Below are 9239 nucleotides of genomic sequence, written 5' to 3'. Positions count from 1 at the left end.
GCGAAGGGACACGTCCCTTCGCGCATCCCTACTCCTCCGACACCACCCTGTTCCGCCCGGCGTTCTTGGCGCGGTAGAGCGCCCGGTCGGCGCGCTCCAGCAGGGTGGCGATGGTCAGGTCGGCCTCGCGCAGCTGGGCGATGCCGATGCTGACGGTCAGGCCGGACATCTGCCCCTTGGCCGGACGGATCACCAGTTCCGCCACGGCGGCGCGCAGGCGCTCGGCGATCACCCGGGCGCCGTCGGGGCCGGTATTGGGCAGGGCGACGGCGAATTCCTCGCCGCCCACCCGGCCCAGGATGTCGTATTCGCGCAGGCCCAGCCGGCAGGAATCGGCGAAGGCCTTCAGCGCCGCGTCCCCGGCGGCGTGGCCCCAGGTGTCGTTGATCCGCTTGAAATGGTCGATATCCAGCGCCAGCAGGGCGAAGGAGCGGCCCATGCGCCTTGCGTGGTCCAGTTCCAGCCCGGCCAGCTGCTCGAAATGGCGGCGGTTGCTGGTCTCGGTCAGCGGGTCGCGGGTGGCCAGCACCTCCAGCTCGGCCATGTGGCGGCTGGTGTCGCAGAAGGCGCCCAGGGACAGGGCCATGTCGGCGATGCCGCCGTCGTCGCCCAGCACCACCGGCACCCGGTCGATGACCAGACGGAGCAGCGCCTCGGCGCTGTCGCCGGAGGGCGTCCCCTCCACCGGATAGGCCCCCACCACCAGCCGGCCATTCCCGGCGGGCAGCACCAGACGCTGCCAGGTCTGGGGCAGGTCCTGCCCGAACAGGGCGGTGTAGGACCGCCACAGCGGGCGGGCGGTGCGGCGCACGAAGCCGTATTCGAATTCCAGCATGAAGCGCCGGTCGGCGGGCAGGATGTCGGGGGGCAGCAGGTCGATCACCTGTCCGGTCAGGTCGTTGCCGAAGCATTCGGCGAAGGCCCGGCCGTAATGGGCGTAGCGGTTGGCGCCGCCCTCGGCCTCGATCATCAGCAGATGCTCGGCATGGGCGGCGAACCGCGCAACCGGGTCGGCCGCCTCCGTCCCGTCCCGCCGCCACTGGGACAGCAGGGCGGCCAGCCGGGAATCCATCACCCGTGCAACCAGATCACGCATGGAGTCTTATCCTCCCCATGCGCCACAGGTATCACAACATCAGGCCTCGAACCAGTTCCCGGCGTCCTCGGTGAACAACAGGGCGACGGCGGCACCCTGGACCAGGATCTGGGCGGCCAGCAATCCGCCGCACAGCGCGTCGCTGCGATAGGCCAGCATCAGCGCCATGATCAGGAAGGGCAGGCCGACGCACCACAGGATGGCGCAGGCCCAGCGGGCCCAGTGGCCGCCCTGGTGGGTGATCAGGTGGGTGAAGAACGCCAGGGCGACGGTGAACGCCACCTGCACGGCGATGATGAAGCCGGCATCGCCGTCGCCGGCCAGCCGGCCGACCTGCAGCACGGCCGCCGCCGCGCCGAAACCCAGCGAGAGATAGATCATCATCTGGAAACTGCGTATCTTGTCAGGCATCGCGTCCCCCAAAGACTGCGCCGCCAATCATGAAGACCGGACTCTACGCCTCTCGCCCCTGCCGGAACAATCGGGTGGAATCCCGTCTATACCTTCGGGGCAGAGGGAGGCCGTCGCCTTGACCCGCGTCAACGCCGAACGGGACGGGCAAGGGCAGTTTGAAGCCATGCCCGGCCTGCCCCGCACCCTGTTTCTCGCCACCCGCCCCATGTTCCTGCCCGCCGCCCTGGTGCCGGTGCTGGTGGGGACCTGCTGGGGCGTCCACCGCGCCCAGGCCCTCGACCCCGTGGCGCTGGGCCTGGCGGCGGCGGCCATGGCCTGCCTGCATGCCGGCGCCAACGTACTCAACGACGTGGGTGACGAGTTGAACGGCGCCGACCGCCTCAACCACGCCCCCATCGCCCCCTTCACCGGCGGCTCGCGCTTCATCCAGGACGGGCGGCTCGGCCTCAAGGCCATGGCGGCGTGGGGCGTGGCCCTGCTGCTGGCCGCCATGGCGCTGGGCGGCATCCTCAGCCTGAGCAAGGGCGAGTGGGTGCTGGTGTTCGGATTGGTGGGCGGCGGGCTGGCCGTGGCCTATTCCCTCCCCCCCCTCAGCCTGGCGTCGCGCGGCCTGGGCGAGGCGGCGGTGGCGGTGGCCTTCGGCCTGCCGGTCGCCGCCTGTTTCTGGCTGCAGAGCGGCACCGTCGGGCTGGAGGCCATGCTGTGCTCGGCAATCGTCGGCGCCTGGACCGCCGCCATCCTGATCGTCAACGAAGTCCCCGACCTGGCCGCCGACGAGCAGGCGGGCAAGCGCACCCTGGTGGTACGCCTGGGGGCCAAGGGGGCGCCCTCGCTCTATCTCTCGGTGCAGGCGGTGGCCTCCGCCCTGATGCTGGCGCTCGGCTGGCTGTCCCACCTGCCGCCCTGGGCGGTGGCGCCGCCGCTGCTGGCCATGCTCGCCGCCCTGGCCGCCACCCCGCTGATGGCCGGCGGCCGCTCGGGCCAGCTGGCCGCCATCCGCATCACCCTGGGCATCCACCTGCTGGGGGGCTTGAGCCTGGCGGGGGCGGCGTTCCTGGGGTAGCCCCCTCACCCCACCCTCTCCCGCCAGGGGAGAGGGCGGTTCGGGGGGGAGGGGGATTACACGTTGAACAGGAAGTGGAAGATGTCGCCGTCCTGGACGACGTATTCCTTGCCTTCCAGGCGCATCTTGCCGGCTTCCTTGGCGCCCGCCTCGCCGTTGCAGGCGACGAAGTCGTCATAGGCGATGGTCTCGGCGCGGATAAAGCCGCGTTCGAAATCGGTGTGGATGACGCCGGCCGCCTGGGGCGCCTTGCAGCCCTTCTGCAGGGTCCAGGCGCGGGCTTCCTTCGGCCCGACGGTGAAGAAGGTGATGAGGTGGAGCAGTTCGTAGCCGGCGCGGATGACGCGGGCCAGGCCCGTCTCCTCCAGGCCAAGGGTCTCGAGGAACTCCTTGCGCTCCTCCTCGCTGGCCAGCTGGGCCACCTCGGATTCGATAGCCGCCGAGATCACCACCGAGCTGTTGCCCTCGGCGGCGGCGAACTTGGCCACGGCCTCCGAGAACTTGTTGCCGGTGGCGGCCGAAGCCTCGTCCACATTGCAGGCGTAGACCACCGGCTTGACGGTCATCAGGCCCAAGGTCTTGGCGATGCGGCGTTCCTCCTCCGAGTCGAAGGATACGGTGCGGGCCGGTTTGCCCTCACGCAGGCAGGCCAGCAGCGGCGCCATGACGTCCACCTGGGCCTTGGCCTCCTTGTCGCCGTTCTTGGCCTTCTTCTCCAGCGGCACGATGCGCCGCTCCAGGGAATCCAGGTCGGCCAGCATCAGCTCGGTCTCGATGGTCTCGGCGTCGCGCACCGGATCGACGCTACCTTCCACATGGGTGATGTCGCCGTCCTCGAAACAGCGCAGGACGTGGACGATGGCGTCCACCTCGCGGATATTGGCCAGGAACTGGTTCCCCAGGCCCTCGCCCTTGGAAGCGCCGCGCACCAGGCCGGCGATGTCGACGAATTCCAGCTGGGTGGGGATTTCCTTCTGGCTCTTGCCGATCACCACCAGCCGGTCCAGGCGCGGGTCGGGCACCGCCACCCGGCCCACATTGGGCTCGATGGTGCAGAACGGGTAGTTGGCCGCCTGCGCCGCCGCCGTCGAGGTCAGCGCATTGAACAAGGTGCTCTTGCCCACGTTGGGCAGGCCGACGATACCGCAATTGAAACCCATGGACTCAGTCCTTCCTGGTGATCTTGGTCATGGCCGCCTTCAGCGCCTCGGCGAGGCCGCCGCCGGAGGGCGGGGCGGAAATCTGGGCCGGAGCGGGAGCGGGCGCCGCCTCGGCGGCCTTCTCCTTTTTCGGCTTGGGCGGGGCGGTGAGATGGGCCACCCGTGTCATGAAGCCGGCATCGTCGCCCGAGACCAGCATGGGAAAGGTATCGGCCACCGCGTCGAGAACGGGAACCAGCCAGGCCTCGTCCGCCTTGGCGAAATCGTGCAGCACGTAGCCCGAGACCAGGTCGCGGTCGCCGGGATGGCCGATGCCGAGGCGGACCCGGCGGTAGTTCGACCCCAAGTGGGAATCGATGCTCTTCAGCCCGTTGTGGCCGCCCGCCCCGCCGCCGCGCTTGACCTTGAGGCGACCGGGCGCGATGTCCAGTTCGTCGTGCAGCACGATGAGGCCGTCCACCGGCACCTTGAGGAAGCGCGCCGCCGCCGCCGCCGACTGACCCGACAGATTCATGTAGGTCTGGGGCTTGAGGACCAGGACCTTTTCGCCGCCGATGACGCCCTCGGCGATCTCGCCCTGGAACTTGGACCGCCACGGCCCAAAGGAATGGCGGCGGACGAGAACGTCCGCCGCCATGAAGCCGATATTATGCCGATTCCTGGCGTAGTCGGAGCCGGGATTGCCCAGTCCGACCACCAGGAGCATTTAGCCGGCAGCCTCGGTCTCGGTGGTCTCGGCGCGGGCCACGGTGGGGGCCGCGATGGAGGCCACGGTGGCGCCGGCGGCCACGTGGTAGGGCTTGGCGCCCGCCGGGAGCTTCAGGTCCGACAGATGGACGGAATCGCCGATCTCCAGGCCGGAGAGATCGATGAGGATCTCGTGCGGGATGTCGTTCGGGCTGCAGGTGATCTCGATTTCGTGCAGCTCGACGTTCAGCACGCCGCCCTTCTTGATGCCCGGCGACTTGGTGTCGTTGGCGAAGTGGACCGGCACCTTCACGTGGATGGCGTGGTCGGCCGAGACGCGCATGAAGTCCAGGTGGATCGGCTGATCGGTCACCGGGTGCATCTGGACGTCACGGGCCAGGCACAGATGCTTGCCGTCCTTGCCGAGATCGACGTTGAACAGCTGGGTGAAGAAACCGGTCTTGCTGATCTGGGCCCAAACGACGCGGGGGTCCATCTGGATGCAGATGGCGGCCTTCTTGTCACCGTAGATGACACCGGGAACCTTACCGGCACGACGAGTGGCACGGGCGGCCCCCTTTCCGCTTCCGTCGCGCAGCTCGGCGGCGATGGCGATTGCTTCGGACATGAATCTCTCCTGACAAACGTATATGAGCGCGGCCTCCAGGGGTGCCACGCGGAAGCGGGTCGTTTACACCGGTTGCGCCCGGTTGGCAAGCATCACTAGACTCCTTTCGTTCCACCGAGAGGTTCCGCCCGTGATTCCCTTCCCCGATTCCCGCCTTGCCGCCCAGATCGCCTTCGTCGTCGAGATCGACAGGCTGAAGACCGTGCTGCGCCAGACCCTGCTGACCGATTCCTCGCGGCGGGAGAACGACGCCGAGCATTCCTGGCACATCGCCACCATGGCCTTCCTGCTGGCCGAATACGCCGACCGGACGGTGGAGATCGGCCGGGTGGCCCGCATGCTGCTGATCCACGACATCGTCGAGATCGACGCCGGCGACACCTTCATCCACGACGAGGCCGGGCACGAGGACAAGGAGGAACGGGAAAGGAAGGCGGCGGCGCGGCTGTTCGGCCTGCTGCCCGCCGACCAGGCCGGCGAGTACGCCGCCCTGTGGCAGGAATACGAGGCCCGCGAGACGGCCGATTCCCGCTTCGCCGACGCGCTCGACCGCCTGCAGCCGCTGCTGCACAATTTCGAGACCGAGGGCGCCACCTGGAAACCCTTCGGCGTCACCCGCGCCCAGGTGGAAAGGCTGACGCCCCGCATCGAGGCGGGATCGAAGCGGCTGGGCGCCTATGCCCGCGCCCTGGTGGACGAGGCGGTGGCGCGGGGCTATCTGGCGCCTTAACCCTTGCGCGCCACCATGAACAGGCGGCGGAAGGGGAACAGGGTCCTGCCGTCGGGACGCGGCGGATAGGCGGCCTGGATGCGCCTTGCGTATTCGGCCAGGAAGCCGGTGGCCCAGGCGCCGTCCACGGCGTCCATCAGCGGGCGCAGCGCCGTGCCCCGGGTCCAGGCCACCACCGGATTGTCGCCTTCCAGCACATGCAGGTACTCGGTCTCCCAGATGTCCAGATGAGACGAACCCCCGGCCAGCAGATCGTAATAAAAGGAGGGCTCGCCCACCGGGAAGCGGGCCGCCAGGGGACTCAGGACCTCCGACCACGGCCCGGCGGCGGCGGCCTCGGCCATGACGGCGTGGGACGCGGCGTAGTGGTTGTGGGGCATCTGCACCGCCAGCACGCCGCCGGGCCTCACCCGCCCCAGCAGCCTGGGAAACAGCGTCCGGTGATCGCCCAGCCAGTGCAGGGCCGCGTTGGAGAACAAGATATCCACCGCGCCGCCGTTCTCCGCCCAGGCGGCGGCGTCGGCCTGGAGGTAGCGCACCCCGCCGCCGTCGCCGCGCGCCGTGGCCAGCATCTCGGGCGAGGAATCCACGCCGACGACGTCGGCCGCAGCCCAGCGCTCCTTGAGCAGGCGGGTGACGTTGCCGGTGCCGCAGCCCAGGTCGACCACGCGGGCGGCGTCGGCCGGCTCGATGCGGGCCATCAGATCGAGCGCCGGACGCAGGCGCGGCTGGGCGAAGGCGGAATAGACGGCGGGGTCCCAGGCCATGGCGGCTCCTCTTGGAAATCGTCCCAGTGTAGCCGCTCGGAAGGGGTTCTAAAACCCGCGCACTCCGCGCATTGACTCTTCGGTTCGCCCGGCTTATACACGTCCGCTCATTTTCAAGTCCGTTCAGTTTGGAGTACCTCCCGTGAAGCGTACCTATCAGCCGAGCAAGCTCGTCCGCGCCCGCCGCCACGGCTTCCGCGCTCGTATGGCCACCGTCGGTGGCCGCAAGGTGATCGCCAACCGCCGCCGCCAGGGCCGCAAGAAGCTGTCCGCTTAAGTCTCCATGGCCGCGCGGCTGGATCGGCTGAAGAAGCGGGCCGATTTCCTGCGTGTCGCGGCCCTGAGGCGAAAGTGGGCGGCGCCGGGCCTGATTCTTCAGGCCGCGCCCGCTCCGGGAACGGAATTGCAAGCCGACTCGCTCCGGGTCGGCTTCACCGTTTCCAAGAAGGTGGGCAATTCGGTGTGCCGCAACCGGGCCAGACGCCGGCTCAAGGAAGCGGTGGCCGCGGTTTTCCCGGCTCATGCCAGCGCGGGCGTCGATTACGTGGTGATCGGACGCAAGGAGACGCTGGAACGGCCATATTCTCTTCTCTTGCAGGATTTGCTGGCGGCGTTAAAACGTGTCGGCGCGCTGCAAAAGACGGCGCCCGTGAAAGAGCAGGGAGAGGCATGAACCCCATCGGTCTGGGAATGCGCGGCCTGATCCGCCTTTACCAGCTGCTGCTGAGCCCGGTGCTGCCGGCCAGCTGCCGGTTCACGCCGTCGTGCTCCGCCTACGCCATGCAAGCCATCGAGGAGCACGGCCCGTTGGGCGGCTCCTGGCTCGGCGTCAAGCGCATCTGCCGCTGCCACCCCTGGAACGACGGCGGTCACGACCCCGTCCCCCCTGCCAATACCGAGAACGGCGGACCGTTCCGTCCGTCGCGACTGCCGGAATAGGATGACATGAACGACCAGCGCAATCTCTTCGTCGCCATCGCCATTTCGGTCTCCATCCTGATCGGCTGGCAGTACTTCTTCCCGACCAAGCCGGTCGAGCCGGTCGCCCAGCAGCAGGGGGCCGAGCAGAAGACCGCCGCTTCGCCCGCCACCGCGCCGACCCCGGCCAATGCGTCGAGCCCGGCCCAGGTGCCCGGTACCCCGGCAGCCGCCGCCCAGACCGGCGCGTCGCGGGGCGACGCCCTGGGCAAGAGCCGCCGCATCGCCATCCAGACGCCGGCCATGCACGGCTCCATCGCGCTGACCGGCGCCCGCATCGACGACATCACCCTGGTCAAGTACCGCGAGACCCCCGCCGCCGACGCGCGTGAGATCGACCTGCTGTCGCCCGCCGAATCGCCCCAGCCCTACTGGGCCGAGTTCGGCTGGGTCGCCACCGACCCGGGCGTCAAGGTTCCCGGCCCCGATTCGGTGTGGCAGGCCCAGGGCAACGGCCCGCTGACCCCCGCCGCCCCGCTGGTGCTGACCTGGGACAACGGCGACGGCCTGCGCTTCGTGCGCACCTACACCGTGGACGAGAACTACATGTTCGGAATCGCCCAGCGGGTGGAGAATTACGGCGCCAAGGCCGCATCCTTGCATCCCTACGCCCTGCTGGCCCGCACCGGCACCCCGCATACCGAGGGAATGTACATCCTGCACGAGGGGCCGCTCGGCGTGTTCGACGGCACCTTGAAGGAAGTGAAGTACGACGACCTCAGGAAGGAAGGCTCCTCCCGGCACAAGACCTCCGGCGGCTGGGCGGGCATCACCGACAAGTACTGGCTGACCGCCCTGGTGCCGCCGGCCAAGACCGAGATCACCGGCCGCTTCGTGCACCAGCGCCTCGGCAACGCCGACCGCTATCAGGTGGACTATCTCGCCCCGGCCCGCCTGGTCGAGCCGGGCAAGTCCGAGGAAGCCGGCTTCCACCTGTTCACCGGCGCCAAGCAGGTCGCCCTGCTCGACGGCTATGCCGAGAAGCTGGGCATCGACCGCTTCGATCTCGCCATCGATTTCGGCTGGTTCTACTTCCTGACCAAGCCGTTCTTCTATCTGCTGCAGATGCTGCACACCGCGCTGGGCAACATGGGCCTCGCCATCCTGGCGCTGACCGTGGTGCTCAAGCTCGCCATGTTCCCGCTGGCCAACAAATCCTACATGGCCATGGGCAAGATGAAGAAGCTGCAGCCCCGCGTGCAGGAGCTGCAGGCCCGCTACGCCGACGACAAGATGCGCCTGCAGCAGGAAATGATGGCGCTGTACAAGGCCGAGAAGGTCAATCCCGTCTCGGGCTGCCTGCCCATCCTGATCCAGATCCCGGTGTTCTTCGCCCTGTACAAGGTGCTGTTCGTCACCATCGAGATGCGGCACGCGCCGTTCTACGGCTGGATCAGCGACCTGTCGGCCCAGGACCCCACCAACATCTTCACCCTGCTGGGGCTGATTCCCTGGACGCCCCCCAGCTTCATGCACCTGGGCATCTGGCCGCTGATCATGGGCGTCACCATGTGGCTGCAGCAGAAGCTCAATCCCCAGCCCACCGACCCGGTGCAGGCCAAGATGATGAGCTTCCTGCCCATCGTCTTCACCTTCCTGCTGGCCAATTTCGCCTCGGGCCTGGTGATCTACTGGGCGTGGAGCAACGCGCTGTCGATTCTGCAGCAATGGGTCATCATGAAGAAGGCCGAGGAGAAGTAGCCTGAGCGAGTCTCC

Annotated in this window: 12 protein-coding genes; 6 read left to right on the top strand and 6 right to left on the bottom strand. The window is 68.4% G+C overall.

Translation table 11 applies throughout. From position 1 onward, the window contains the following. Positions 1-28 precede the first annotated feature (28 nt). Together H261_RS16555 and H261_RS16550 are read right to left on the bottom strand one after the other, a co-directional pair. Positions 29-1096 (bottom strand): GGDEF domain-containing protein, encoded by a 1068-nt coding sequence (locus H261_RS16555; protein WP_008619718.1) that lies wholly within the window; start codon positions 1094-1096, stop codon positions 29-31. Positions 1097-1135: 39 nt separating this feature from the next. After that, entirely contained in the window at positions 1136-1507 is a 372-nt protein-coding gene (locus H261_RS16550; RefSeq protein WP_152426916.1) for a hypothetical protein, read from the bottom strand. Between the two features lie 118 nt (positions 1508-1625). Here H261_RS16550 and H261_RS16545 point away from each other — a divergent pair, with 118 nt between their 5' ends. Beyond that, complete coding sequence (locus H261_RS16545) at positions 1626-2573, top strand: prenyltransferase (protein ID WP_008619712.1); 948 nt, start codon at positions 1626-1628, stop codon at positions 2571-2573. 56 nt (positions 2574-2629) lie between these two features. Here the strand turns inward: H261_RS16545 and ychF are convergent, their stop codons facing one another. Genes ychF through H261_RS16530 form a run of 3 tightly spaced genes read right to left on the bottom strand, consistent with a single transcriptional unit; the run spans position 2630 to position 5048 of the window. Continuing rightward, positions 2630-3733: a redox-regulated ATPase YchF gene (gene ychF, locus H261_RS16540; RefSeq protein WP_008619711.1), complete on the bottom strand. Its 1104-nt coding sequence runs from the start codon at positions 3731-3733 to the stop codon at positions 2630-2632. Positions 3734-3737: 4 nt separating this feature from the next. Then, on the bottom strand, positions 3738-4439 hold the full coding sequence (gene pth, locus H261_RS16535) for an aminoacyl-tRNA hydrolase (RefSeq protein ID WP_008619709.1): 702 nt from the start codon (positions 4437-4439) through the stop codon (positions 3738-3740). Beyond that, the gene (locus H261_RS16530) at positions 4440-5048 is read right to left on the bottom strand and encodes a 50S ribosomal protein L25/general stress protein Ctc (RefSeq protein ID WP_008619702.1); all 609 of its coding nucleotides are present in this window, start codon (positions 5046-5048) and stop codon (positions 4440-4442) included. A 130-nt stretch (positions 5049-5178) separates the two neighbouring features. Between H261_RS16530 and H261_RS16525 the strand changes: the two genes are divergently transcribed. Then, on the top strand, positions 5179-5778 hold the full coding sequence (locus H261_RS16525; RefSeq protein ID WP_008619699.1) for an HD domain-containing protein: 600 nt from the start codon (positions 5179-5181) through the stop codon (positions 5776-5778). Here the strand turns inward: H261_RS16525 and H261_RS16520 are convergent. Then, positions 5775-6545: a methyltransferase domain-containing protein gene (locus H261_RS16520; RefSeq protein WP_008619696.1), complete on the bottom strand. Its 771-nt coding sequence runs from the start codon at positions 6543-6545 to the stop codon at positions 5775-5777. The two genes, H261_RS16525 and H261_RS16520, sit on opposite strands and share 4 nt — an antisense overlap. Positions 6546-6687: 142 nt before the next feature. Between H261_RS16520 and rpmH the strand changes: the two genes are divergently transcribed. Genes rpmH through yidC form a run of 4 tightly spaced genes read left to right on the top strand, consistent with a single transcriptional unit; the run spans position 6688 to position 9224 of the window. Beyond that, on the top strand, positions 6688-6822 hold the full coding sequence (gene rpmH / locus H261_RS16515; RefSeq protein WP_008619694.1) for a 50S ribosomal protein L34: 135 nt from the start codon (positions 6688-6690) through the stop codon (positions 6820-6822). A 6-nt stretch (positions 6823-6828) separates the two neighbouring features. Further along, positions 6829-7218: a ribonuclease P protein component gene (gene rnpA / locus H261_RS16510; RefSeq protein ID WP_008619687.1), complete on the top strand. Its 390-nt coding sequence runs from the start codon at positions 6829-6831 to the stop codon at positions 7216-7218. After that, on the top strand, positions 7215-7484 hold the full coding sequence (gene yidD / locus H261_RS16505) for a membrane protein insertion efficiency factor YidD (RefSeq protein ID WP_008619685.1): 270 nt from the start codon (positions 7215-7217) through the stop codon (positions 7482-7484). The genes rnpA and yidD overlap by 4 nt, the downstream gene beginning before the upstream one ends. Positions 7485-7490: 6 nt before the next feature. Next, positions 7491-9224 (top strand): membrane protein insertase YidC, encoded by a 1734-nt coding sequence (yidC, locus tag H261_RS16500; protein ID WP_008619683.1) that lies wholly within the window; start codon positions 7491-7493, stop codon positions 9222-9224. The last annotated feature ends 15 nt before the right edge of the window (positions 9225-9239 follow it).

Source organism: Paramagnetospirillum caucaseum (assembly GCF_000342045.1).
Lineage (GTDB): Bacteria > Pseudomonadota > Alphaproteobacteria > Rhodospirillales > Magnetospirillaceae > Phaeospirillum > Phaeospirillum caucaseum.
This window is presented reverse-complemented; position numbering and strand designations above follow the sequence as displayed.